This is a genomic window from Massilia aurea, assembly GCF_024753205.1.
Classification (GTDB): domain Bacteria; phylum Pseudomonadota; class Gammaproteobacteria; order Burkholderiales; family Burkholderiaceae_D; genus Telluria; species Telluria aurea.
The window spans coordinates 437857-461272 of sequence record NZ_JANUGZ010000004.1 but is presented as its reverse complement, the minus strand read 5'-3'; the positions used below and the strand labels follow the sequence as shown (position 1 = coordinate 461272).

Genomic DNA, 23416 nt, shown 5'->3' with positions numbered 1-23416 from the left:
ATGCCGGATCACTGGCGCTGAGATTGCTCAGCTTTCAAGAAGACCAGGGAGGCCATTCGATGAAGGCTGAGATCGTGTCCGAATGTCAGACCTGACCCCGGCTTTTATCTAACTAATGCCGAGGCCGTGTCCGAATGTCAGACCTGACCCCGGCTTTGAAACCAGCTCGATTAGTTCAGGCGCCCATTGACACCACCGATGCTGTAACGCCCCGCGCCCAGCAGCGCCACCGTCACTGCAGCAAAGAAGAACATCCCCTGCAATTCGAGTGCCCAGCCGCCGGTTTCGTTGAGCGTGAAGAACTGGCTCGTGTGCGCTAGCAGCACGGCGACGATCATGTTAATGGCCACGATCAGCGCGGCAGGACGCGTGAACAGGCCGATCAGGATGAGCAGCGGTGCGACGACTTCGCCGATGTACACCCCGTAGCCAAACACGGCAGGCAAGCCGGCTTTGGCCAGCATGTCGGCAACAAAACCAATGCCGCCGCTCAGTTTGGCAACGCCGTGAAACAGCAGCATCGCGGCCAGGGCGACGCGCAGCACCAGCTTGCCGGCGTCGTTGTTGTTGGTATTCAGTTGTGTGTTCGTGGTGTGCATGATCGTTCTTTCGTGAATGAAAACAAGGTAAATGATTAATTGAACGCGTAGGCATCCATGGCGAGCACGCCATGTTCGATACTCGTGTGCAGCACGGACGCTCTGGCATCGGGCCCGGCCGCGCCCATTGCCACAAACAGCGGCAGCAGATGTTCTTCGGTCGGATGGTTTTTCGCGGCCATCGGCGCCAGCTGGCGGTAGTCCAGCAAGGCGGCGCGGTCATTCGCCATCAGCCGCTCGCGCATCCACGTACCGAAGTCGCTGACCCAGGCTGGCGGCGGCGCATCGGCGCTGTGCCCGCGGATTTCATACAGGTTGTGCGTCAGCGATCCCGAGCCGATGACCAGCACGCCCTCCTGGCGCAAGGCCTGCAGCGCCAGGCCCAGTTGCTGATGCAGCGCGGGTGCGGCGCCATGCACGATCGAGATCTGCATCACCGGCACATCGGCTGCCGGATACATCAGGCTGAGCGGCACCCATGCGCCATGGTCCAGGCCCCGTGTCGCGCTGCGCCCGACCGGGATACCGGCCGCGTCGAACAGCGCAGCGGCGCGTTCGGCAGCGGCAGGCGCACCCGGCGCCGGATAGCGCATGTCGAACAGCGCCTGCGGGAAGCCGCCAAAGTCGTGGATGGTTTCAGGCTGGGTGGCCAGCGAGACAGCCGGGCCGCCAGCGGTTTCCCAGTGCGCCGACACGACAGCAATCGCGCTCGGCCGTGGCAATGTCTGACCCAGGCCCTGCAGAAAGCGACGCGCCGGGCTGTCCTGCAGGGCAAGCATCGGCGAGCCGTGTGAGACAAAGATCGTGGGCAAATTCATGGTGCACCTCGTTAAGTGATGCGTGCATGGTACCCATGTCTCTGTCGTTGATAAAGCAGGGGAACGTGGTTAGACTGTTTCCTTTTGATTGACAATCCCGCCCAATGGACTTGCTCGGCTCGATGAAAACCTATGTTGCCGTGGTCGACAGCGGCAGCTTTGCCGCTGCGGCGCTCCGGCTGGACGTGTCACGCGCCATGGTCTCCAAGCAGGTGCAAAAGCTGGAAGAGCACCTGGGCACGCGCCTGCTGAACCGCACCACCCGGCGCCTGAGCCTGACGGAAACCGGCCGCGCCTTCCACGAGCGCAGCGTGCAGATTCTGGGGGACGTGAACGAGGCCGAACAGATTGCCGGCCAGATGACGACGCTGCCGCGCGGCGTGCTGCGCGTGACGATTCCGCTGTCCTACGCCCAGCACCGCCTGGGCAGCATCATCGGTGCGTACACCCAGGCCTACCCGCAGGTACAGCTCGATATTGCGCTGTCCGACCGCAAGGTCGACCTGGTCGAGGAAGGCTTCGACGTGGCGATCCGGATCGGCGCCCTGCCCCAGTCGGACTTGATCGCGCGCAAGCTGGGCGTCGCGCGCAGCATCGTGTGCGCCTCGCCCGCCTATCTGGCCGCGCACGGCACGCCGCAGACGCCGCACGACCTGAGCCGGCATACGTGCCTGAGCTACTCATTGAGCGGGGGCGGCGCCGACTGGCGCCTCGAGTCCGCAGGCGAACACCTCACCGTGGCGGTGGCTGGCCCCATCAGGGCCGACAATGGCGACATGATCCGCCTGGCGGCGCTCGCCGGGGCCGGCATCGTGTTCCAGCCGCACTTCATCGTGGGCGAGGATCTGGCCGCCGGACGGCTCGTGCAGGTGCTGCCCGGCTGGGAGTCAGCCGAGCTGGGCATTCATGCGCTTTATCCGAGCCGCAAGCATTTGTCGGCCAAGGTGCGTACCTTCGTCGACTTCGTCGTGGCCGCGCTGGCCTGAACCGCCGCGGCCAGCGGCATCAGTACAGCACCACCGAGCGGATCGATTCGCCGCTCTTCATCAGGTCGAACCCTTCATTGATGCGCTCGAGCGGCAGGCGGTGCGTGATCAGGTCGTCGATATTGAGTTTGCCTTCCATATACCAGTCGACGATCTTCGGCACATCGGTGCGGCCGCGCGCGCCACCAAAAGCCGAACCGCGCCACTCGCGGCCCGTCACCAATTGGAATGGGCGGGTGGCGATTTCTTCGCCGGCGGCTGCCACGCCGATGATGAACGATTTGCCCCAGCCCTTGTGCGTGCATTCGAGTGCCTGGCGCATCGTGTTGACGTTGCCAACGCACTCGAAACTGTAGTCGGCCCCGCCATCGGTGATCTGCACGATGGCGTCGACGACATTCTCGACTTCTTTTGGATTGACGAAATGGGTCATGCCGAACTTGCGCGCCATGTCCTGGCGCGCCGGGTTGATGTCGACGCCGATGATCTTGTCGGCGCCCACCATTTTCGCTGCCTGAATGACGTTCAAACCGATGCCGCCCAGGCCGAACACGACCACATTGGCGCCCGCTTCGACCTTGGCCGAAAACAGTACCGCGCCCACGCCGGTCGTCACGCCGCAACCGATGTAGCAGACCTTGTCGAACGGAGCGTCTTCACGGATTTTCGCCAGTGCGATTTCCGGCACCACGATGTAGTTCGAAAACGTCGACGTGCCCATGTAGTGAAACAGCGGCTTGCCATCGAGCGAAAAGCGGCTGGTCGCGTCTGGCATCAGGCCGCGGCCCTGCGTGCTGCGAATCGCCTGGCACAGGTTGGTCTTTTGCGACAGGCAGAATTTGCACTGGCGGCATTCTGGCGTGTAGAGCGGGATGACGTGGTCGTCTTTCTTCAAACTCGTCACGCCAGGGCCCACATCGACCACGATGCCCGCACCTTCATGGCCCAGGATCGCCGGGAACAGCCCTTCCGGATCGGCGCCGGACAGCGTGTAGTAATCGGTATGACAAATCCCGGTCGCTTTTAGTTCGATCAATACTTCGCCCTCGCGCGGGCCTTCCAGGTCGACTTCTTCGATGGTCAATGGCGCGCCGGCGCGCCAGGCAATGGCTGCTTTGGTTTTCATGGTGATGGTCTGTGGGTCAGTAAAAATGGAATGCCGCCATTCTGCAGGCGCGAGCAGGGCCACCGGCGCCGCCAGGCCGGAAATGGCAGGATTTGGTGCAATAATGACCGGATCTTTGCCACTGACCGCCCTGCCGATGCCTTCTGCGCCACCTCTGGACACCATCACTGTCGACATCGTCGTCTATCCCGGCTTCAAGGCAATGGAAGCGATCGGCCCCATGTCAGTGTTCGAATACGCCAATCTGCACCTGGCGCGCCAAGGGAAGGCGGCCGGCTACGATGTGCGCGTGGCGTCCTTCAAGACCGGACCGATCCGCTCGGACACCCTGATGTCGCTCGAGGCCACGAAGGTGGTCAACACCCTCGCCCTGCCCCACACCGCGATGGTGGTGGGTGCGCGCCACATCCAGGCGGCGCTGGTCGAAAGCGCTGCCCTGATCGACTGGATCCGCGACGCCGCCCCGCGCCTTGAACGCCTGAGCGCCCTGTGCTCGGGCGCGTTCTTCCTGGCCGCCGCCGGCGTGCTCGACGGCAAACGCGCCACGACGCACTGGGGCGTGGCCGATCGCCTGCACGCCGATTTCCCGGCCATCGACATCGATGCCGACGCCATCTTCATCCGCTCCGGCAATGTCTGGACCTCGGCCGGCGTCACGGCCGGCATGGACCTGGCCCTCGCGCTGGTGGAACAGGACTTCGGGCGCGCACTGGCGCTGGACGTGGCCACAGAGATGGTTGTGTACCTGAAGCGTCCCGGTGGCCAGTCGCAGTTCAGCGCGCACCTGCTCAGCGAGCGCACAGCGAAACCGACGATCCGCGAGCTGCAAGCCTGGATTCTGGAGAATCTGCACGAGCGTTTGTCGGTCGCCCAGCTGGCGCAGAAAGCGATGATGAGCGAACGCCATATTGCCCGCGTGTTCCAGCAAGAGGTGGGCATGAGCACGCAGGAATTCATCGAAACCTGCCGCTTCGAGCGCGCCACGCAGCTGCTGGCCGACGTGACGCTGCCGCTGAAGACGGTCGCGGCGCGTGCCTGCTTCAGCGACGAGGCGCAGATGCGCCGGGTGTTTCTGAAAAAGCTGGGGATTGCGCCGAAAGTGTATCGCGAACGCTTCGCCACCACGGGTGTCGCGGCCGATCGCGCCGCCAACGCGCACGACAACTGACCGCCCCGTGCTACGCTGCTTTTAACCACATCCATGCTGAAAGACCGCGATGCGCTTTCCTCTACCACCCTCACGCTTGTTGGGGCATCTGGCACTGGCCGCCGCCCTGCTCGCGCCCTGCGCTGCCATGGCTGAACCCGACATGATCTACCTCGTGCGCCACGGCGAAAAAGCCGCCGACGGCAACGACCCGTCGCTCACGCCGCAAGGCCGGCAACGGGCGCAGAATATCGCAACGATGCTGCACCGCGCCGGCATCCAGGCCATCTTCAGCAGCGCCACCGTCCGCACACTCGAGACGGCGAAACCACTGTCCGCGTCTCTCAGCCTGCCCGTGCAGCAATACGACGCAGGCAGGCCAGAGGCACTGGTCGACAAGGTCAAGGCGCTGCAAGGACCGGTGCTGGTGGTGGGGCACTCCAATACGCTGCCAGAACTGGTGCGGTTGTTCGGCGGTGCGCCAGGAACCGAGATTGGGGACAACGAATTTGACCGGGTATATCAGCTGGTCAATGGCGCCGATGGCAAAGTGACGACCGTGCTGTTGACGTCGTTGCCGGCGACGCCGTAGAGGCGGCGTCCTTCATTGCCGTGCGTGGGGGCAATTACGTGTTCCCAACCGGCGTTTGAAGGCGGTTCCCATGGTGTTCGCAGCGAACACAGCTACTGTAGGCGTTCTTTCTTCTGATGTTTTACGACGAAAAGCGCCATGGCTGCAGAAGCCAGAAGCAATACTACGCTGGCTGCGTCGACGTCAACGCGTACCCGGACATCTACTTTAACGTCTTTCATCTTCACCTCACAAAGTTGTTGTTGTGATCACAGATCTGACGAAATCATAACCCAGCCCGGGCAAACCCCGCGTTCGGACGAGGCAGTAACGCATCCAACCCATTCTGACGGGCTTGCTGCCTGCGTCGTACATACCCCCGCACGGCAGCGCCCGGCGTCGTGCAGAATCGACAAGATTGCGTCACAATCAGGTGTCGTCGCGTAGCCGACGACCATCGCTCGCAACATACCATCATGCATTCACTAGGAGGCTTACCATGCGCTGGGAAACACCTGAAGCAATTGATTTCCGTTGGGGTTTTGAAATCACCATGTACGTGCTGAACCGTTGATGTTTAATTCCGGCAGGTACCGATGAACGATCCTGTCATCGGTACCTGCCACTCCGGTTATCAGCGATAACCATGTGAAAGGTTGGATACGCTGTTGAAAATCCGCATTCTTGGTTCGGCAGCGGGAGGAGGTTTTCCGCAGTGGAATTGTAATTGTCTAAACTGTGATGGCATCCGCAATGGCACCATCCAGGCTGTAAGCCGCACCCAATCTTCGATCGCCGTGAGCGACGATGGCATTGACTGGGTCCTGGTCAATGCATCCCCCGACATCCTGGTGCAAATCCGCGCGACACCCGCCCTGCAACCCGCCCGCGCCGTGCGCGACACCGGTATTGCGGCCGTGCTGCTGATGGATGCCCAGATCGACCACGTGACCGGCTTGCTGATGCTGCGCGAGCGCGGCACGCCCCTGCCCCTGTATGCGACCGCCGAGGTGCTGACCGATCTGTCGCAAGCGCTGCCTTTGACGCGCGTGCTTGGTCATTATTGCGGTGTCGAACCGCACACGCTGGCCATTGACGGCCAGCCGTTTTCGATTGCGCCGCTGCGCGACACGACGTTCCTGCCGGTTCCGCTGTCGAGCAAGGCGCCGCCCTATTCCTCGCACCGCAACGACCCGCACCCGGGCGACAATATTGGCCTGATGCTGCACGACAGGGCCAGCGGCGCGCGCGTGTTCTACGCGCCCGGACTGGGCCAGATGACCGATGCGGTGGAAGCGGCGATGCGCCAGGCCGATGTATTGCTGGTCGATGGCACCTGCTGGAGCGACGACGAAATGATCACGCTCGGCCTGTCGAAAAAGACGGCCCACATGATGGGCCATCTGCCGCAGTCCGGTCCCGGCGGCATGATCGAGGCGCTGGCGCGCATGCCGGCGCGCCGCAAGATCCTCATTCACATCAACAACAGCAATCCGATCCTGCGCGAAGACTCGCCCGAGCGTGCCGAACTGGCCACGCACGGCATCGAGGTCGCGTTCGACGGCATGGACATTACCTTATGACGCCCTCCCCCGATAGCAGCGACCAGCTGGCGCCCTGGTCGCGCGCCGAATTCGAACAGCAGTTGCGGGCGATGGGCAAGAGCTACCATATCCATCATCCGTTCAATCTGCGCATGAATGCCGGGCAATGCTCGCCCGAACAGCTGCGCGGCTGGATCGCCAACCGCTTCTATTACCAGTTCATCATCCCGAAAAAGGATGCGGCGATCCTGTCCAATTGCGACGATCGCGCGACGCGCCGCCTGTGGATCGCCCGCATTCTGGACCATGACGGCTATGACGATTACCAGGGCGATGCCCAGGGCGGCATGGAAGCCTGGACCCAGCTGGGCGAGGCAGCCGGTATTCCCCGCGCCGAACTCTGGTCGCTGCAGCACGTGGTACCAGCGGTGCGCTTTGCCTGCGACGCGTATGTCGACTTTGCGCGCCGCTCGCCGTGGCAAGAAGCGGTGTGCTCGTCGCTGACCGAGATGTTCGCGCCGCAGATCCACAAGGACCGGCTGGCCGGCTGGCCAACCCAGTATCCGTGGGTGGAACCGGCCGGCCTGCATTATTTCCGCAGCCGCATTCCGCTGGCCCAGCGCGATGTCGACCATGGCCTGGCCGTGACGCTCGACTATTTCACGACCAGGGCGCAGCAGCAGCGCGCACTCGAGATCCTCAAGTTCAAACTGGACATCCTGTGGGCCATGCTGGACGCCATCGAAAAAGCCTATCCGACATGAACGATCCGTTAATTCCCGCCATGCCGGCCCTGAACCGGCGCTTTCGCCTGCAATGGGAAGACGCCCAGCAGGCGTACGTGCTGCTGTACCCGGAAGGCATGGTCAAACTAAATGGCAGCGCTGGCGAAATCCTGAAATGCTGCGACGGCAAGACCACGGTCGACCAGATCGTGCACGACCTGGAAACCAAATTCCAGGCCACCGGCTTGCGCACCGATATCGAGGGCTTGCTGGCCCACGCCCACCAGCACAAGTGGATCGAATGATGCTGCCCACTGATATTGCCAAGAGCGGCGCGCCGACCGTGTCGCCGCCATTCTGGCTGCTGGCCGAACTGACCTACCAATGCCCGCTGCACTGTGCGTTTTGCTATAACCCGCTCAATTACGATGCGGTGCGCAATGAATTGACGACGGGCGAATGGGTGCGGGTGATGCGTGAAGCGCGCGCACTGGGCGCCGTACAGCTGGGATTTTCGGGCGGCGAGCCGCTGATGCGCGACGACCTCGAAGAACTGGTCGCGGAAGCACGTCGCCTGGGCTTTTACAGCAACCTGATCACGTCGGGTGTCGGCCTGAATGAAACCCGCATCGCCGCCCTCAAGAACGCCGGGCTGGATCATATCCAGTTGTCGTTCCAGGATTCGACCCGTGAGCTCAACGATTTCCTGAGCAGCACCAAGACCTTCGATCTCAAGCTCAAAGTCGCGAAGCTGATCAAGCAATACGATTACCCGATGGTGATGAATTGCGTGCTGCATCGCTATAACTTGCCACATGTCGGCAAGATTATCGAGATGGCGCTGGCGCTGGGCGCCGAATACCTGGAGCTGGCCAATACCCAGTACTACGGCTGGGCCATGAAGAACCGCAACCAGCTGATGCCCACGCTCGAGCAAGTGCGCGACGCCGAACGCGTGGTGGCGGAATACCGCGAGCGGATTGGCGACGCCTGCAAACTGCTGTTCGTGGTGCCCGATTACTTCGAGGACCGCCCCAAGGCTTGCATGAATGGCTGGGGTGCCGTGTTTCTCGGCGTGGCGCCGGACGGCGTGGCGCTGCCCTGTCACAATGCGCGCGACCTGCCCGGCCTGAACCTGCCGAATGTGCGCGACGTGGGCCTGGCCGACATCTGGCGCACCAGCACTGCGTTCAATGCCTATCGCGGCAATGACTGGATGCAGGAGCCATGCCGCAGTTGCGACGAAAAGGGACGCGACCTGGGTGGCTGCCGCTGCCAGGCATTCATGCTCGCCGGTGACGCGGCAGCGACCGACCCCGTCTGCAGCAAGTCGCCCAAGCGCGGCGAAGTCGATAAAGTGATCCGCTTTGCCAGCCAGCGCCCGGTAGGGCTGGACAACGCCCATGTGATCGAGCAGCCGATCGTGTTTCGCACGAATGCGAATTCACGCAGTCTCCTGCAGACCGACACCTGAAGCGTGCCGGTCGGCCGGGCCTGATTTACAGCGCCGTATCCGTACGCAGCACCGGATACAGATTCAACCGCTCGTCATACGATGAGTGCCGCTTGGCGAAGAACGCCAGGCGCGCCTGCGGATCCTTGGCAAATGCCGGATCCGATGCCAGGCGCTGGGCAAATTCAGCCGCCACTTTCGGGTCGGCTGCCATCTGCTCGCGCGCCACGTCTTCGGCCACGTAGTCTTCCATGTATTCCTTGCGCTCGAAGGCCGTGTTGAACGTGCCCCAGGCCAGCAGCGAATCGGGCGCCTGCGGTTCAAACATCGCCACCACCAGTCGCGCCTTTGGTTGCGCGATCGGCACGAACAGCGAACCGGCCGTCACCGCGCGCGGCTCCGCCGTCCACTTGCCCGTGACCGTCAGGCGCTGGTGCCCTTCGACCGAGGCGGCGTCCAGCGTGGCCTTGTCGGCGCGGAAGGTTTCGACATTGGCGCGCGCTACACCCTGGTCCAGCTTGCGGAACACGACGCCGTGCTGGCGCAGCTTCTCGCCCACGATGGCCGCTTGCGCCGCCGGCACGATGTAGCCGGCGCCCGGCGCCGTGACTTCGACGTCGGCGACGACCTCATCGCGCAGCGGCACGCGCCACACCTGCGGCTTGGTTTCATCGTAGCGCGTCATCAGGCCGCCCGAAATTTCCGACGGCTTGCGCGTGTATTCGTAGCCATTGAAATTGACCATCTCGGTCTTGTCGGTGGTGCGGTAGTTCAGCGCCACCTTCTTGTTGCCCAGTTTTGCAGCGCGCGCGTCGGCCGCGTAGGCCGCCTTTTGCCAGTCCGCGCCGTTCTTTGCGATCTGGTTCAGCAACGACACCACGGTGTTGCGGGTGATGCGTACGCGCACCGGGTATTCTTTCCACGAGTGCGTTTCCACCAGCATCGCCATGCGGTTACGCAGCTGGAAGTAGCCGGTCGAAAAACGCGGATCCGACACGCTGTCCTCGAAGCCCGACATCGGATCGTCCTGCTTCACGAACGACATGTAGTACGACTGCGGCGTCGAGCCTTCTTTCGCGATGTCCTTGATGACATTGGTGCGCAGCGCCAGGCCAGCCTTCCGGAATTCCGGGTCGCCCGAATACACCGGCTCGACCTGGATCGAGATATCGTGCTGGAACTTGGCGCCGTTGGTTGCGTGCAGGTCGACGTAGGTCAGCGGATCCCACGCGTTCACCAGGCCCAGCATCGCCTGCATTTCCGGCGCGTCGGCCTTCAGGTAGTCGCGGTTCAGGTTCAGGTTCTGGGCGGTGGTGCGCCAGCCCATTTCCACAGGACCGCGCTGGTTCGGGCGGTTCCATTTGCCAAAGCGCTCGTGCCCGTCGACGTTAAAGACCGGCACAAACAGCAGCACCTGCTTGTCGAGCGCGCCCTTGCCCGCGCGGCCTTCGAGGATTTCGCGCAGCGCCAGGAAACCGGCATCCTTGCCGTCGATTTCGCCGGCGTGGATGCCGCCCTGGATCAGCGTGACGGGCAAGCCCGCCTTTTTGGCGGCCGCGGGCGTGAACACGCCGTTGTTGTTGGCCACCAGCGCCTTCATCGGGCGGCCTTCCGGTGTGACGCCGAAGTCGATGCACTGCACCTGCTTCGGATACGCCTGCGCAAAGGCAGTGCACAGCGCGATCGTTTCATCGTAGCGGCCGGTGGCCTGGAAGCCGGAGCGTTCCGAAATCGTCGTCAGGTCGGGGGTAGCGGCGTGCGCCAGGGGGAATGCAGACAGCAGGGCCAGCAGTAACGCAGAACGAATCATCGAGAAGCTCCGGCAGGTGACAGGGAAGCCGACGATTATAGACGTGTTCTTGACGCAAAGTTAAGTTCTGGAAACACAAAGGGCGGCGCGCCGGATTGGCCACGCCGCCCGTCAATACGGCCGGTCTGCTCAGCGCGCTGGTGCGCCGGGTGTCGTCCGGATCGCGATTTCTTTCACCTGCGGCCGTACGATCTCCATCGGCGCGATACGGGCGCGGCCCGTGGTCGAGACCGGGCAGGCCTGCGTGGCGCGGTAGGTCAAGGCGGCAGCCAGCAAGCCTTCGCTCGGGTCGCCCACCGGCCGCGTCAGGTCATCACTGACCTGGCAGGTCGGCGCAAAGCCGTCGGTGAAGTCACCGAAGCCCTTGTTGTTCACGCTTTTGAACTCGACCGAGAAATAGGTCGTGCCGCAGTTGGGCACCGGCCTGAAGCCATATGGCTTGCCGCAGGTCGTGCCACCGATCTGGATGACCTCGACGTCGGCGCCGCGCAACCCATTGATCACCGATTCGCTGGCCGAGCAGGTGCCGGCCGTGCTCAGCACCGTGACGCGTTTCAGGCCCAGGGTCGGCAGCGGCAAGCCCGCAGGCACCGGATTGCTCGAGGCGAAGCCCCACGCGGTCGAGCGGAATGGCAGCGGCGCTTCGCGCGGCAACTTGTCGTTGTACTGCGACTGCTCGAACACCTTGCCATCCGTCGACGCCGGTCCCGAGACCATGTAGGCCAGCTGGCTGGCCAGGTACAGCAAGCCGCCGCCGTTGTAGCGGATGTCGATCACCAGGTCGGTCACGCCGGCCTGGCGGAATACGATGAAGGAATCGATCAGCTGTTTTTCGGAAACCGCGTTGAACGTATCGAAAGTCAGGTAGCCGACCTTGCCGGTTGCCGTTTCGAAGATCTTGACGTTCTTCACCGGTGCAACGCGCACGTCGGCGCCCGTCATCGTCACCTCGACCGGCACGCCACCGCGCTGCAGCGTGAAGCGGTGCGCGCTGCCAGCGGTTTCCGGGAACAGGGCCAGGTTGAAGCGCTCGATCGAGGCCGCGTCGCTCGCGTTGACGAAGTCGATGCCATCGATCTTCGTCAGCAGGTCGCCCCGCAGCAGGCCTGCAGCAGCCGCCGGCGAACCCGGTTCCACTGCCGTGATCTGCCACGTGCGCGGCGCCATGCCGCCCGTATTGCGCGACCACGTGATGCCGTAGCCCAGGTCGATGCCCTGGGTCTGCATCGCTTCCCATTCCGCGGTCGGATAGGTGAAGTGATAACGGTCCTTGGCTTGTCCGGTGGCGGTCAAGGCCGGCGTCTTGAGCACGTCGAAGTAGGTGATGGCGCTCTTGAAATCGGCCATCTTGTAGGTGTTCGGAACTTCGTTGTACCAGAGGTAGTACTGGTTGGTCCAGGCGCGCAGGAATTTCAATTCATCCAGCAACGTGCCCTGCACATCGGGGAAGGCCTTGCCGTTCGCGTCGACACCCGTGCGCGGCGCGGCGCACTTGTTCCAGTAATTGCTGTAGGCGTCGCCCAGCAGGTTGGGATTGAGGTCTTCGGGTGTGGCGCTATTGCCAGCCGGGGTTGGCGTGACCGGTGCTGTTGGCGTGTTGGCCACGGGCGAACCTGTGCCCACGCCGGGCGAGCCGCCACCGCCGCCGCACCCGGCAAGAACGAACAGGGCGGCGAGCGCGCTGGAAATCAGACGGACGGGAACTGCTTTGGACGGCGGGGAGAATGTCGGGCTCATGCGGACGATTATAGATGCGGGATTTGCCGCACAACACCACCAAATGTCACAGTTGAGGCCAAGCAACAACGAATAATGCCAAACAGACGACATCAGGAACAAATTGCTGGCGCGCAGCGCGCGCCAGCGTTGATCAACATGCAATCAGCCGTCAGGCCGCGCGCGGTGTTGCGCCCACCGGCGCATGGAATGCCGCCAGCAGCGCCGCTTCTTTCGCCTTCGCCGCTTTCAGGTGCCGCTCCTTGACGTGCCCGTAGCCACGGATGTCTTCCGGAATGCTGGCCACCGCCACGGCCTGCGCCAGGTTCTCGTCCGTGAGCTTGGGCAGCAATGCCGCCACCGTCGCGCGGTATTCGCCGATCAGGGCGCGCTCGACGCGGCGCTCGGCGGTATAGCCGAACACGTCGAATGCGGTGCCGCGCAGGCCCTTGAACTTTGCCAGCACGCCGAACGCGCGCATCATCCACGGGCCGAACTCTTGCTTGATGGCGCGGCCTTCCTTGTCGTGCTTGGCCAGCAGCGGCGGCGCAAGATGGAACTTGAGCGTGATATCGCCTTCGAACATATTGGCGATCTTTTCACGGAACGCCGGATCGGTGTGCAGCCGCGCGACTTCGTACTCGTCCTTGTACGCCATCAGTTTGTACAGGTACTTGGCCACCGCTTCCGACAGGCGGGTGCCCTTGCCCAGGCGCGCTTCCTGCGCCCTGACCTGCTCGACGAACGTCGTGTACTGGCCCGCATACGCCGCGTCCTGGTACGCCGTGAGCAGCTCGACCCGGCGCTTGACGACATCGTCGAGCGTCTGCATGCGCTTGAACTCGATCACCTTGGCCGGCATCGCCGCCTTGCTGACGGCTGCCAGATCATGCCCGGCGCTGCGGCCCCAGTTGAAGGCCGCCTTGTTGAACGCGACCGACACGCCATTGAGTTCGATGGCTTTCATCAGCGAGGCTTCGTGCAGCGGCACGCGGCCCTTCTGGAACGCGTAGCCGAGCATGAACATATTGGTGGCGATCGCGTCGCCCAGCAGCGCGGTGGCGATGCTGCCGGCGTCGAGGAATTCGACGTTGGCCTTGCCGCAGGCTTGCTCGATCGCGCCGCGCGAACCTTCGGCCGGGAATTGCCAGTCCGGGTTCTTCACGAACGCGGCCGTGGTGGCAGTGCTCGAATTGACGGCGGCCCAGGTGCGGCCTTCGCCCATGCGCGACAAAGCGTCGCGGCTGGCTGTGACGATCTGGTCGCAGCCGATCACGAGGTCGGCGCTGCCGGTACCCACGCGGGTCGAGTGCAGATCGGCCTGGTGTTCGGCCAGGCGCACGTGCGACATCACCGGGCCGCCCTTCTGGGCCAAGCCGCTCTGGTCGAGCACGATCGCGCCCTTGCCTTCGACGTGCGCCGCCACCGCCAGGATCTGGCCGACCGTGACGACACCGGTGCCGCCCACGCCGGCCACGAGAATGCCGAATGGCGTGGCGACTGACGGAATGACGGGCTCTGGCAGCACCGGCGGCGCGGCGTCCGACGCCGCAGCCTTCTTCGGCTTTTTCAGGCCGCCGCCTTCGACGGTGACGAAGCTCGGGCAGAAGCCCGACACGCACGAATAATCCTTGTTGCACGAGGACTGATTGATCTGGCGCTTGCGGCCCAGTTCGGTTTCCAGCGGCTCGACCGACAGGCAGTTGGACTGCACCGAGCAATCGCCGCAGCCTTCGCAGACGGCTTCGTTGATCACGGCGCGCTTGGCTGGGTCAGGGAATTCGCCTTTCTTCCGGCGGCGGCGTTTTTCGGAGGCACAGGTCTGGTCATAGATCACGGCCGACACGCCGGGCATCTCGCGCAGTTCGCGCTGCACGTCCATCAGTTCGGAGCGGTGACGCACCGTGGTGCCGGGCGCCCAGGCGTAGTCGCTCGGGTATTTGTCCGGCTCGTCGGTGACGACGATGATGGGCGTGACGCCTTCGGCTGCGATCTGGCGGCTGATCATGCCCGGGTCGAGCGGGCCGTCGACGTTCTGGCCGCCCGTCATCGCGACCGCGTCGTTGTAGAGAATCTTGTAGGTGATGTTGACCTTGGCCGCCACCGCAGCGCGGATCGCCAGGATCCCCGAGTGGAAGTAGGTACCGTCGCCCAGATTGACGAACACGTGCTTCTCGTCGGTGAACGGCGACTGGCCGATCCAGGTCGTGCCTTCGGCGCCCATGTGCGTGAAGGTCGACGTTTCACGGTCCATCCACAGCACCATGTAGTGGCAGCCGATACCGGCCATCGCGCGCGAGCCTTCCGGCACCTTGGTCGAGCTGTTGTGCGGGCAGCCCGAGCAGAAATACGGGATGCGGTCGGTCTCCGGGTTCGGCTTGGCCGGGATGTTGCGCAGCACCAGCTCTTTGGCTTCGAGGAAGGCGATGCGCTGAGCAACGCGCTCGGCGACCGGGTGGCCGGCGCAGTAGTGCCCGATACGCGAGGCAATGGCGCGCGCGATCTGCGCCGGGTTCAGCTCGTACGTGGCCGGCAGCAGCCAGTCGCCGTGGCCCATGCGGTTCTTGTTGCTCCACTCGCCCGTGTCGTCAAACTTGCCGACCACGCGCGGCCGCTCGCCGTCGGGCAGGTTGTACAGCTCTTCTTTCAGCGCGTATTCCATGACCTGGCGCTTCTCTTCGACCACCAGGATTTCATCGAGGCCCCTTGCAAATTCGTGCACGCCTTCGGCTTCGAGCGGCCAGGTCATGCCGACCTTGTACAGGCGCAGGCCGATGTCCTGCGCGGCCTGCTCGTCGATGCCGAGGTCGGCCAGTGCCTGGCGCGTGTCGAGATAGCTCTTGCCGGCGGTGATGATGCCGATCTTCGGCTGCGGGCTGTCCCAGATGATGCGGTTGAGCTTATTGGCGCGCGCATAGGCCAGCGCGGCATACCATTTGTGGTTGCTCATCCGAACTTCCTGGTCCAGCACGGCGTCCGGCCAGCGGATGTTCAGGCCGCCTTCGGGCAGCTGGAAGTCGGTCGGGATCACGGTCTGCACGCGGTCGGGATCGAGGTCGACGACCGCCCCCGACTCGATGATGTCGGTCACGCATTTCATCGATACCCACAGGCCCGTGTAGCGGCTCATGGCCCAGGCGTGCAGGCCGAAGTCGATGTATTCCTGCACCGACGACGGGTACAGCACCGGAATGCCGCAGTGGGTCAGGATATGGTCGGACTGGTGCGCGGTGGACGACGACTTGGCCGCGTGGTCGTCGCCGGCCAGCACCAGCACGCCGCCATATTGCGACGAGCCGGCGTTGTTGCCGTGCTTGAACACGTCGCCGCAGCGGTCGACGCCCGGGCCCTTGCCGTACCACATCGAGAACACGCCGTCGTACTTCGCGTCCTTGTACAGATTGGTTTGCTGGGTGCCCCAGACAGCGGTCGCCGCCAGGTCTTCGTTCATGCCGGGATGGAACTTGACGTGGTGCGCGTCGAGGTGCGCCTTGGCCTTCATCGCGGTCTGGTCGACCGAGGTGACGGGCGAGCCGCGGTAGCCGGTGATGTAGCCGGCCGTGTTCAGGCCGGCCTTGACGTCGCGCTCGCGCTGCAGCATCGGCAGGCGGATCAGCGCTTGCGTGCCGGTCATGAAGGCGCGGCCGCGCTCGAGCGTCCATTTGTCGTCGAGCGTGATGTCTTGTGCGGGTGCGGATGCGGGCGACGGCGACGCCAGGTGGGCGCGGTCCAGGGGTGCGTTCATTGTGTCTCCAAGAAACTGGTGGCGGTTGCCGGAAGCGGTGCATTTCCTGCATCTCGCTTCTTGGCGGGAGTGGTCTCCCGTCTTGCGCCAGTATAGACCTGCCCCCCCAGCATTAAATTCCAAACAATTCCCCCTCCTTCTTGAATTGCGCAATAAAATTGCCATACAAAAGACGGACGTGGGGAAGGTATGTCAAAGATTGAGCTGGATAAAACAGATCGCAAAATCCTGGAGATTTTGCAGAACGATGGGCGGTTGTCGAACCAGGATGTGGCCGAGCGCGTGAACCTGTCGCCGTCGCCGTGCCTGCGCCGCATCAAGCGGTTAGAGGAAGCAGGTGTGATTCGCCAGTACGTGGCGCTGCTCGACTCGGACAAGATCGGCCTCGGCCTGCTGGCGTACGTCAACGTGCGGCTGGAAAAGCACAGCGAAGTGGCCAGCACCACGCGCCAGCCGGGCTTGCCGGCAACGTCGCCGCGTAACGATTTCGCGGTGTCGGTGGGCAGCTGGCCCGAAGTCGTCGCCTGCTACGCGATGACGGGCGACATGGACTTTTTATTGCGCGTGCATGTGGGCGACATGGACCACTTCTCGCGCTTCATGATGGGCACGCTGCTCAAGCATCCGGCCGTGCTGGATGTGAAGTCGAGCTTTGCGCTGCAGCGGATCAAGGAAACGACGGCGATGCCGCTGGTGTGAGTTACTGCCGCGGCTTTCGTGGCGTGAAGAACTTCACTGCCGCCCGCGTATTGGCCTTGACCGTGTAATCGATCGCCGCGAACTGCTCCTCCAACGCCTCGGCCATCACGCTGCCCGGGCTGGGCGGCGGCAATGCGAGGTGGGCGTCGGCCTCGCCGTATTCGCGCGTGACGACCATCCCGGCTTTCTTTGCGATATGCATCATCGTCTTGTTGGACGTCAGGCACTGCATATAAAGCGTGTCGACGTCCGAATTGCGGCAGTGGATTGCCGCGCGCTGGAACAGGCGCGTTCCCACGCCCTGCCCGCGCGCCGAAGCGGACACCGAGACGCCAAACTCGGCCACCTGCGCCTTGGCCGTGCCGGTGCGCCCTTCGGTCGGCGCGAACGCCAGGTGCCCCATGCCCACCAGCTGGAACACATTGCTCACCACGCCAAAGACGATGTCGCGCTCGAAATCGAGCTTGCCGACATAGGCCGTGATGCCGTCGTCGGACATCATGCTGCCAAAGCGCAGCAGGCGGTCATCCTTGTCGAGCGCGAGCAGATGGCGCAGCACGCGGCGGCGGTCGCGCTCGTGCAATTCCTTGACCAGGACCGGCGGCTGCCCCTTCTTGCCGCGCAAGCCCTGTAACCAGCGGCGTAATGGATTGTCCAGCATGTTCCCACCTTCCCGTGCGCGACAACCAGTCGATGTCGCCCGTAAATCTTAGCCGATCCGGTCGGCGTCTGCCTTGCTTGTCCCTGTGGCCGTACCAGTGCTGTCGGCAGCGCCCTCTTTCGCACGCTCGCGCCGCGCCCCCTCCGGCGCCTGCCCGGCCGGGTCGTCTTCGTCGCGCCACTGCGCCTGCTCGCTGACCACGAAGCGGCCCTTGCCGGCCTGCTTGGCGGCGTACATGGCCTGGTCGGCCTCGGCCAGCAACGCTTCCTGTCCGCGCGCCGCGCCCATCTGCCCGCGCGCGCTGGCGATGCCGATACTGGCCGAGATCCTGATGGCATGACCATCGGCCTCGGTGATCGATTCGATTTCCGCCAGCACCAGGCGCGCTACGCGCAGCGCGCCATCGCGCGACGTCACGTCTTCGAGCAGGATAACGAATTCATCGCCGCCCAGGCGCGCCAGCGCATCTTCGGCGCGCAGCCGGGCCTGCACGCGGCGCGCGACGGTCTTGAGCACCAGGTCACCGGTTGCATGGCCCCAGGTATCGTTGACCGCCTTGAAGCCGTCCAGGTCGATGAACATCAGCACCACCACGCTGTCGCGGCGGTCAGCACGGGCCAGCGCCCGTTCGAGCAGGCGGGTCAGTTGCCGGTAATTGATCAGGCCCGTCAGGCTGTCGTGCTGGGCCAGGCGCTCGAGCTGGACCGACTGCGCCTGCAGCTCGGCAGTGCGCTCGGCCACGCGCTGCTCGAGCGTTTCGTTGGCCGCCTGCAGGCGGCGATTGACGACGCCGATGATGCGGTAGCTGCGGCGCAGGCGCACGCCGGCATAGGCCAGCAGCACCAGCAACAGGCCGGAATACGCCGCCAGGTAACCGCGAAAACGCTGGCGCTCGAGCAGCACGGTGGTGAACGACCGCTCGAATTCCTGCTCCAGGCGGTCGAGCACGATGTCGCTGCCGACGGCGGCGATCTGCGCTTCGAGCAGGTTTTCCAGCGGCCGCTTTTCGAGGATCACGCGGCTGCTCAGGATCACGGCGTCCATCTTGTCGATGACGGCTGGCGAAAAGGCGATCTGCTGGGCGGCGACATTGCCCAGGATTTCTTCGATACGGTCGGCCAGCGCCGGCGATGGGGCGATGTTGTAACGCAGGATGTCGGTCAGCAGCGCATTGAGGGTCGTGTCGAGCCGCACGACGAACTGGGCCGGCGCCAGCGCGCCTTCGATGCCGGAAATTTCCGTTTTCAGGTCGGCCACGGCCGGTGGCATGTGCAGCAGCGCTGCGCGCAGGCGCGGATTGTGCCGCGCGAACTCGGCCACCAGCATTTCCTTGTTGCGCAGCGCCGTGCGCAGATCGGCGCAGGCCTCGATGGCGGCGCGGCTGCCAGTCAGTGGCGCGGCTTCTTCCAGGCGCGCCATTAGGATGCGCATGCGCGGCAGTTGCGAACTCAGGTCGGGCCGGATGCTGGCGCGGCCGGTATGGGCGCGCAGCAGATTGGCGTCCCATTCAGCGTCGAGCTTTTCGAATTCGCGCAGGTTGAGCAGGACGTTGCTGCGCACTTCGGGGTCGATCACCTCGGTGCGGGTGTACAGAAACACCAGCAGCGCGCTCATCAATACGACGGCCAGGCTCGCCAATAAGAGGCGGCGGCGCCGTACCCAACTCCCTGTCCGCCGTCCCAGCATCCTGAACATCGTTTTTCTCCAACGCAACAATTGACCAAATCGAAGAATAGCAAACCGTTGGGCCACACTGTACGCGGGGTGTAACTACATGTAACTGTGACGCTCTACAGAGCTGTTTTTCACACTTTATTACAAATGGCGGCCACGGCTTCCACGCGTGCCAGATGCACAGCCTGGGCGATCCGGTCGCGCTGGTCGCAGCGCGCCGCCACGGCGCCAGCATCCACGCCGCGCGCCGCATCCAGTGCTTGCAGCAGCCAGTCGCCTGCGGGGTCATGTTCAGTATCTTTGGCGTGACAACGCGTGGCCAGCAGCATCTGGACAAAGCGCGCGCTCTTGCGAAAGGCGTCGCTGCGCTCGAACAGCGTGACGAGCGCGTCGGCATCGAGTGTGCGTGCCTGCGCAAGCACGCCATGCTCGCGCGCCGTCATCAGGGCCAGGTCGCGGCATTCATTGGGCACCTTCAGACGCTTGGACACCGCCTCGACAGCGGCCGTGCCAACGTCGCGCATCAAGGCCGCAAAACGGATTTCGAGCGGGTGACCCTGCTGCGCGGCGGTGTCGATGACGCGCAGCGTGCGCTCTTGCGTATCGAGTTCGGGCAACAGGCGCGCCAGCGCGCCGCACTCGTCCAGCACGACCAGCATACGCGACGGCTGGCGTTCCATCAGGCCACGCGCCAGCTCTTGCCAGACGCGCTCGGGCACAAGGGCGTCGACCTCCCCTGCCTCAACCATCTGGCGCATCAGGACATTGGTGTCGCCGGCCACCTTAAATTCGGGCAGGCGCGCGGCAAAGCGCGCGACGCGCAGGATGCGTACCGGGTCTTCGGCGAAGGCATCGGACACGTGGCGGAACAGGCGCGCTTCCAGGTCGCGCTTGCCGCCCAGCGGGTCGACGATGACGCCATCCTCGCCCCGCGCCATCGCATTGATGGTCAGGTCGCGCCGCACCAGGTCCTGTTCGAGCGTGACGTCGGGCGCCGCATGGAACACGAAGCCGTGGTAGCCGGGTGCGGTCTTGCGCTCGGTGCGCGCCAGTGCGTATTCCTCGTGCGTTTTCGGGTGCAGAAAGACCGGAAAATCCTTGCCCACGGCGCGAAAGCCAGCCTCGATCATCTGTTCGGGCGTGGCGCCCACGACCACGTGGTCGTGGTCCTTGACCGGCAGCCCGAGCAGCGCATCACGCACGGCGCCGCCGACAACATAACTGCGCATCGTTTACTCCGGCAAATCGGCGTCGTGCAACGGCGTCGGGTGGTTTTCCAGCATCGCCTCGTTCACCCAGCGCGCCACGGCCGGATGGGCCAGCACGCGCTCGCAATACGCCTGCAGCGCCGGGGCCAGCATCACGCCATAGGTGTGGAAACGCAGCACGATCGGTGCATAAAACGCGTCGGCAATCGAGAATGCGCCGAACAGAAACTGGTGATGGCCAAAGCGCGACAGGCAGTCTTCCCAGATTTCGCAGACGCGGCCGATGTCGGCCTGCGCGCCGTGCGTGCGGCCGCGGCCCGGCAGGCGGGCCTGGATATTCATCGGCATGGCGCTGCGTAGTTCACCGAAACCGGCGTGCATCTCGGCCACGATCGAGCGTGCCAGCGCGCGCGCCGCCACGTCCTGCGGCCACATATGCTTGTCGGGAAATTGCTCAGCCAGGTATTCGGTGATCGCCAGGCTGTCCCAGACCGTCATTTCGCCGGCCAACAGCACCGGCACGCGGCCTGCGTGCGAGTAGCGGGCGATCTCGTTGGACGTATCTGGCTGGTCGAGCAGGACCTTGATTTCAGTGAACGGAATCCCGAACGCCATGGCCGCGACCCAGGGGCGCATTGACCATGACGACAGGTTCTTGTTGCCGATGATGAGCGTCAAGCCGGGGCTGCGGGTCTGGTCCAGGGTGTGCGTGAGAATCGGGTCGCGTTCGATGGTCTGCATGGGGTCTCGTCGGGTACGTGGCAAAGGGCGTCCCGGGCGGCGCATGAAAGCCCGGGACGGCTGCGGTAATCGACATCAGCTTGCGGCCCAATGCCGCGGCTGTCAAGGCGCTTGCCCGACAGTACGGCGAAGCGCGGCCTGGTCAGCCTGTCAGTCCAGCACGGACGTGGATGGCCGCGGCGTGATCGTGCCCAGGCGCGCCTTGAGCGACTGCGGCTTGCCCTCGAAGATCGACGCGTAATTGGTGGCGTTGGCCATCACGTTGCGCACGTAGCCGCGCGTTTCGGTGAACGGAATGGTTTCGACGAAGATCGCCCCTTCCATCGGCGCGTCGAGCCGGCTGCGCCAGGTGCGCGAGCGGCTCGGGCCGGCATTGTAGGCGGCCGTGGCGAGCACTTGCGAGCCTTCAAAATTGTTCAGCACCATCGTCATGTAATTGGCGCCGAGCGTGATGTTCACGTGCAGGTCGTTGAGCATGCTGGTGACGAAGTTGTTCAGGCCAATCTTGGCCGCAACCCACTTGCCGGTAGCAGGCATCACCTGCATCAGGCCCGATGCGCCCACGCCCGAGCGCGCATCGCGGATGAAGCGCGACTCTTGCCGGATCAGGCCATACACCCAGGCCTTGTCCAGACTCAGACCCTGGGCCGTAGGCCGCAATACGTCGAGGTGCGGCGCCGGGAAGCGCTGGTCGTAGCTCAGTTCGGTGCGCGTGCGCAGCGACGTCTCGACCATGCGGTCGAGCAGTTCGTTGCGGCGCGCCAGCTCGGCGGCAGCCAGCAACTGGCGTTCGGACAGATTGCGCAGACCCCAGCTCCATTCGCGGTTGCCTTCGGCACGCAGGCGCAGATCGTAGAATTTGATGGCCCGTTGCAGACTCTGATTTGCCGTGGCCTGGGCCAGTTCGGCGGCCGTGATCGGCGCGATCGGGGGCGGCGCGACGACCTGGTTGCCCAGCTCTTCCTGCGCCAGCTGGGTATAGAAGGTGGTCTGGCCGGCGATGCTCTGCCACTGCGCGCGCGCTTCGGCCGGGTGCCCTTCGCCCTGGTGCGCGCGCCCGAGCCAGTAGACCCAGGTCGAGTCGGCGCGCAAGGCCGGCGGCATCGTTTCAATGGTGGTGCGTACGGTTTTCCAGTCGCCGCGACGCAGCGCCATGCGCGTCTTCCACTGCATCTGGAAGTCGCTCAGGGGCGCGCCATTCGCACGGTCCCAATACGCGTGCGCTTCGGGCGCCAGCACGATCGAGGCGGCCAGCGCCACATTGGCCCAGCCGATCGCGCGTTCTTCGGCCGTCAATTGGGCGCTGTTCTTTTCCAGGCCGGCCACGGCCAGGCGCAGCGTGGTGCGCGCCATGCGGCCCACGGCGACCAGGTACAGCTCGCGCTCGGCGCGGCTGTTGCCAATCCCGCGCGCCATTGCCACGGCGGGCAGGTCGACCGCCTGGGTGGCGCGGGTTTCGGGCAAGCCGAGCAACACCGCAGCGCGGCGCGCCGGGCCGCTGGCATTGTCCAGGCCCGCCAGGCGTAGTTGCGTGAGCAGGTCGGCTTCGGTGAACTGGCCATTGGCCACCAGTTGCGCAATCAGGGCGCCGCAGGCGTCGCCATAGCCGGCCGGGGTTTTGAGGAGTGCACGCGCTTCGTCAGCGACGCGCTCGCCGCGCTCGGCTTTGGCCAGCAGCGCGTAGCAGCGGATCGGCAGGCTGCCGGACTGGGCCAGCGTGCCCGCTTCGCGTTCAAAGGTATTCCATTCGCGGCGCTTGCCCAGCTCCATCAGCCATTCGGCGCGCAGCTGTTCGGCCACCGCCGTGCCTTCGTGGCGCCGCAGCACTTGCAGCACCTCGTCCTGGATGGCATCGCGCAGGCGCGGTTTCAGACGATAATAGTCAACGTAGGACGCCAGCAGATAATTGGTCACCGGCAGGCGCGACGCAATCGCGTTGGCCCGTGCTTCGTCGTTCTGGCGCGCCGCTTCGCGCAGCAACATGAAGTTGTCGTCGTCGGCGCGGCTGGCGGCGCCCGCCACGGTGGGCGCACCCGCCGGAACCGGGGACAGTGCTACCTCGGGCGCGGGTGCTTCCGGGTCTTCCTGGGCCGCTGCGCCTGGCGCGAACGCCAGACTCAGAACAAGGGCAATAGCAGCCGGCAACACGCCGACAGACAATTTCGATTGAAACATCCACCACTCTCACAATAC

The 23416-nt window shown here is 64.3% G+C and carries 20 protein-coding genes; 9 read left to right on the top strand and 11 right to left on the bottom strand.

All coding sequences use genetic code 11. From position 1 onward, the window contains the following. Positions 1-170 precede the first annotated feature (170 nt). Entirely contained in the window at positions 171-599 is a 429-nt protein-coding gene (locus NX775_RS17155) for a DoxX family protein (RefSeq protein ID WP_258837093.1), read from the bottom strand. 35 nt (positions 600-634) lie between these two features. After that, positions 635-1417 carry a DODA-type extradiol aromatic ring-opening family dioxygenase gene (locus NX775_RS17150; RefSeq protein WP_258837092.1) on the bottom strand — a complete coding sequence of 261 codons (783 nt, stop codon included), beginning with the start codon at positions 1415-1417 and terminating at the stop codon, positions 635-637. Positions 1418-1539: 122 nt separating this feature from the next. On the opposite strand from NX775_RS17150, the gene NX775_RS17145 reads away from it, so the two are divergent. After that, positions 1540-2403, top strand: a complete 864-nt coding sequence (locus NX775_RS17145; protein WP_258837091.1) for a LysR family transcriptional regulator — start codon at positions 1540-1542, stop codon at positions 2401-2403. A gap of 19 nt (positions 2404-2422) precedes the next feature. On the opposite strand, the gene NX775_RS17140 is transcribed toward NX775_RS17145, so the two are convergent. Beyond that, positions 2423-3529: an S-(hydroxymethyl)glutathione dehydrogenase/class III alcohol dehydrogenase gene (locus tag NX775_RS17140; RefSeq protein ID WP_258837090.1), complete on the bottom strand. Its 1107-nt coding sequence runs from the start codon at positions 3527-3529 to the stop codon at positions 2423-2425. A 103-nt stretch (positions 3530-3632) separates the two neighbouring features. On the opposite strand from NX775_RS17140, the gene NX775_RS17135 reads away from it, so the two are divergent. The 7 genes from NX775_RS17135 to pqqE all read left to right on the top strand — a co-directional run bounded on the left by NX775_RS17135 (position 3633) and on the right by pqqE (position 8990). Continuing rightward, positions 3633-4697 (top strand): GlxA family transcriptional regulator, encoded by a 1065-nt coding sequence (locus NX775_RS17135; protein ID WP_370660597.1) that lies wholly within the window; start codon positions 3633-3635, stop codon positions 4695-4697. Between the two features lie 127 nt (positions 4698-4824). After that, positions 4825-5268: a SixA phosphatase family protein gene (locus NX775_RS17130; protein WP_258837089.1), complete on the top strand. Its 444-nt coding sequence runs from the start codon at positions 4825-4827 to the stop codon at positions 5266-5268. Between the two features lie 478 nt (positions 5269-5746). Continuing rightward, complete coding sequence (gene pqqA, locus NX775_RS24200; RefSeq protein ID WP_183555285.1) at positions 5747-5821, top strand: pyrroloquinoline quinone precursor peptide PqqA; 75 nt, start codon at positions 5747-5749, stop codon at positions 5819-5821. Positions 5822-5912: 91 nt separating this feature from the next. Then, entirely contained in the window at positions 5913-6830 is a 918-nt protein-coding gene (gene pqqB / locus NX775_RS17125; RefSeq protein ID WP_258837412.1) for a pyrroloquinoline quinone biosynthesis protein PqqB, read from the top strand. Continuing rightward, positions 6827-7555 carry a pyrroloquinoline-quinone synthase PqqC gene (gene pqqC, locus NX775_RS17120; RefSeq protein ID WP_183554469.1) on the top strand — a complete coding sequence of 243 codons (729 nt, stop codon included), beginning with the start codon at positions 6827-6829 and terminating at the stop codon, positions 7553-7555. The genes pqqB and pqqC overlap by 4 nt, the downstream gene beginning before the upstream one ends. Continuing rightward, positions 7552-7821, top strand: coding sequence for a pyrroloquinoline quinone biosynthesis peptide chaperone PqqD (gene pqqD / locus NX775_RS17115; RefSeq protein ID WP_258837088.1), 270 nt, complete (start codon positions 7552-7554; stop codon positions 7819-7821). The genes pqqC and pqqD overlap by 4 nt, the downstream gene beginning before the upstream one ends. After that, positions 7818-8990, top strand: coding sequence for a pyrroloquinoline quinone biosynthesis protein PqqE (gene pqqE, locus NX775_RS17110; RefSeq protein ID WP_258837087.1), 1173 nt, complete (start codon positions 7818-7820; stop codon positions 8988-8990). Before pqqD ends, pqqE begins: the two co-directional genes overlap by 4 nt. Positions 8991-9015: 25 nt before the next feature. On the opposite strand, the gene NX775_RS17105 is transcribed toward pqqE, so the two are convergent. The 3 genes from NX775_RS17105 to NX775_RS17095 all read right to left on the bottom strand — a co-directional run bounded on the left by NX775_RS17105 (position 9016) and on the right by NX775_RS17095 (position 16240). Next, positions 9016-10779 (bottom strand): M14 family metallopeptidase, encoded by a 1764-nt coding sequence (locus NX775_RS17105; protein WP_258837086.1) that lies wholly within the window; start codon positions 10777-10779, stop codon positions 9016-9018. A 129-nt stretch (positions 10780-10908) separates the two neighbouring features. Next, positions 10909-12516 carry a S41 family peptidase gene (locus tag NX775_RS17100; RefSeq protein ID WP_258837085.1) on the bottom strand — a complete coding sequence of 536 codons (1608 nt, stop codon included), beginning with the start codon at positions 12514-12516 and terminating at the stop codon, positions 10909-10911. 151 nt (positions 12517-12667) lie between these two features. After that, positions 12668-16240: an indolepyruvate ferredoxin oxidoreductase family protein gene (locus tag NX775_RS17095; protein WP_258837084.1), complete on the bottom strand. Its 3573-nt coding sequence runs from the start codon at positions 16238-16240 to the stop codon at positions 12668-12670. A gap of 189 nt (positions 16241-16429) precedes the next feature. Here NX775_RS17095 and NX775_RS17090 point away from each other — a divergent pair, with 189 nt between their 5' ends. Next, complete coding sequence (locus tag NX775_RS17090) at positions 16430-16939, top strand: Lrp/AsnC family transcriptional regulator (RefSeq protein ID WP_183554481.1); 510 nt, start codon at positions 16430-16432, stop codon at positions 16937-16939. Between the two features lies 1 nt (position 16940). On the opposite strand, the gene NX775_RS17085 is transcribed toward NX775_RS17090, so the two are convergent. The 5 genes from NX775_RS17085 to NX775_RS17065 all read right to left on the bottom strand — a co-directional run bounded on the left by NX775_RS17085 (position 16941) and on the right by NX775_RS17065 (position 23398). Beyond that, positions 16941-17600, bottom strand: coding sequence for a GNAT family N-acetyltransferase (locus tag NX775_RS17085; RefSeq protein WP_258837083.1), 660 nt, complete (start codon positions 17598-17600; stop codon positions 16941-16943). Positions 17601-17648: 48 nt separating this feature from the next. Further along, on the bottom strand, positions 17649-19214 hold the full coding sequence (locus NX775_RS17080; protein ID WP_258837082.1) for a diguanylate cyclase: 1566 nt from the start codon (positions 19212-19214) through the stop codon (positions 17649-17651). A gap of 191 nt (positions 19215-19405) precedes the next feature. Then, a complete protein-coding gene (locus NX775_RS17075; protein ID WP_258837081.1) occupies positions 19406-20503 on the bottom strand; it encodes a tRNA nucleotidyltransferase/poly(A) polymerase-related protein in 1098 nt (365 codons plus the stop codon). Between the two features lie 3 nt (positions 20504-20506). Further along, positions 20507-21223 (bottom strand): glutathione S-transferase family protein, encoded by a 717-nt coding sequence (locus NX775_RS17070; RefSeq protein WP_258837080.1) that lies wholly within the window; start codon positions 21221-21223, stop codon positions 20507-20509. Positions 21224-21373: 150 nt separating this feature from the next. Further along, positions 21374-23398 carry a lytic transglycosylase domain-containing protein gene (locus NX775_RS17065; RefSeq protein WP_258837079.1) on the bottom strand — a complete coding sequence of 675 codons (2025 nt, stop codon included), beginning with the start codon at positions 23396-23398 and terminating at the stop codon, positions 21374-21376. Between the last annotated feature and the right edge of the window lie 18 nt (positions 23399-23416).

Coding starts and splice junctions, on each gene's coding strand:
- NX775_RS17085 (WP_258837083.1), bottom strand. CDS start 17,600: ATGCTGGACAATCCATTACGCCGCTGGTTACAGGGCTTGCGCGGCAAG.
- NX775_RS17130 (WP_258837089.1), top strand. CDS start 4,825: ATGGCTGAACCCGACATGATCTACCTCGTGCGCCACGGCGAAAAAGCC.
- pqqC (WP_183554469.1), top strand. CDS start 6,827: ATGACGCCCTCCCCCGATAGCAGCGACCAGCTGGCGCCCTGGTCGCGC.
- NX775_RS17075 (WP_258837081.1), bottom strand. CDS start 20,503: ATGCGCAGTTATGTTGTCGGCGGCGCCGTGCGTGATGCGCTGCTCGGG.
- NX775_RS17065 (WP_258837079.1), bottom strand. CDS start 23,398: ATGTTTCAATCGAAATTGTCTGTCGGCGTGTTGCCGGCTGCTATTGCC.
- NX775_RS17145 (WP_258837091.1), top strand. CDS start 1,540: ATGAAAACCTATGTTGCCGTGGTCGACAGCGGCAGCTTTGCCGCTGCG.
- NX775_RS17090 (WP_183554481.1), top strand. CDS start 16,430: ATGTCAAAGATTGAGCTGGATAAAACAGATCGCAAAATCCTGGAGATT.
- NX775_RS17080 (WP_258837082.1), bottom strand. CDS start 19,214: ATGAGCGCGCTGCTGGTGTTTCTGTACACCCGCACCGAGGTGATCGAC.
- NX775_RS17135 (WP_370660597.1), top strand. CDS start 3,633: ATGACCGGATCTTTGCCACTGACCGCCCTGCCGATGCCTTCTGCGCCA.
- NX775_RS17095 (WP_258837084.1), bottom strand. CDS start 16,240: ATGAACGCACCCCTGGACCGCGCCCACCTGGCGTCGCCGTCGCCCGCA.
- NX775_RS17140 (WP_258837090.1), bottom strand. CDS start 3,529: ATGAAAACCAAAGCAGCCATTGCCTGGCGCGCCGGCGCGCCATTGACC.
- pqqD (WP_258837088.1), top strand. CDS start 7,552: ATGAACGATCCGTTAATTCCCGCCATGCCGGCCCTGAACCGGCGCTTT.
- NX775_RS17105 (WP_258837086.1), bottom strand. CDS start 10,779: ATGATTCGTTCTGCGTTACTGCTGGCCCTGCTGTCTGCATTCCCCCTG.
- NX775_RS17070 (WP_258837080.1), bottom strand. CDS start 21,223: ATGCAGACCATCGAACGCGACCCGATTCTCACGCACACCCTGGACCAG.
- NX775_RS17150 (WP_258837092.1), bottom strand. CDS start 1,417: ATGAATTTGCCCACGATCTTTGTCTCACACGGCTCGCCGATGCTTGCC.
- pqqE (WP_258837087.1), top strand. CDS start 7,818: ATGATGCTGCCCACTGATATTGCCAAGAGCGGCGCGCCGACCGTGTCG.
- NX775_RS17100 (WP_258837085.1), bottom strand. CDS start 12,516: ATGAGCCCGACATTCTCCCCGCCGTCCAAAGCAGTTCCCGTCCGTCTG.
- NX775_RS17155 (WP_258837093.1), bottom strand. CDS start 599: ATGCACACCACGAACACACAACTGAATACCAACAACAACGACGCCGGC.